Source organism: Hymenobacter profundi, from assembly GCF_019334315.1.
Classification (GTDB): domain Bacteria; phylum Bacteroidota; class Bacteroidia; order Cytophagales; family Hymenobacteraceae; genus Hymenobacter; species Hymenobacter profundi.
On the sequence record NZ_JAHWGL010000212.1, the window covers coordinates 1 to 836 of the forward strand.

The window sequence follows — 836 nt, forward strand, 5'->3', positions numbered from 1 at the left end:
GGATGACAGACGCTTTTGCATTCACAACTTCACCATTTCACTACTCACCATTTCACCATACAGCACCACTTGCCAGCGAAAGGCCCAGCACCAGCGCAACGAGTAGTGCTGGATACCGGCAGCTGCCAACAGGCGTTGCCAGTCCTGGCGGGTGAAGGCGCGTGCCACCGATAGCGGAGCATCGTGCCGCACGAGGTAGGAGCCGCCCAGCAGACGCGTTAGCCAATGGATGCTGTAGTAAGCCAGTGGGTGACGGTGCAAATCGTTGATAACCACGGCCACGCGGGCCTGCTGATGCCATTGGCGCAGCAGCGGCACCAGCTCCGCATCGGTAAAATGATGGCAGAACAGGCTGCACGTGAGCACATCGAACGGCTGGCGCTGGAATTCGTCGGAAAAGATATCCTGCTGCTGAAAGCTAATTTCGGGGTAGGCGCGGGCTTTGTCGGCGGCGTATTGCAGCATGAAAGCATTGGCATCAATGCCAACCAACTCAACGGGTAGGGCCTGCCGCCGCGCCCAGCGGGCAACATGCCGGAGCGTGTCGCCGCCGCCGCTGCCCAGGTCGGCCAGGCGGAGCGGGTGGTTGGGCGGCCAGTGCGGACGCAGGACGGCCAGTGCCGTCAGCACCGGGCGGTAGCCACCCAGCCACGTATTGATGATTTCCAGCTCGTCGAGGTTCTGCCGTAGCGCGTCAGATGCCAACGTTAAATCATCCATCAGCTCCGGCTGCGTAGACCGGCGGCTCAAGTCAGGCATGTGGGAGATGGTGAGTGGTAAGATGGTGAGTTTGTGGATAAAATACGTCTGTCATCCTGAACGCAGTGAAGGACCTT

At 60.0% G+C, this 836-nt stretch carries 1 protein-coding gene; it reads right to left on the reverse strand.

Annotated features, from left to right (window positions below):
- Positions 1 to 21: 21 nt before the first annotated feature.
- Positions 22 to 759 carry a methyltransferase domain-containing protein gene (locus tag KYK14_RS21940; RefSeq protein WP_219161770.1) on the reverse strand — a complete coding sequence of 246 codons (738 nt, stop codon included), beginning with the start codon at positions 757 to 759 and terminating at the stop codon, positions 22 to 24.
- Positions 760 to 836: the final 77 nt, after the last annotated feature.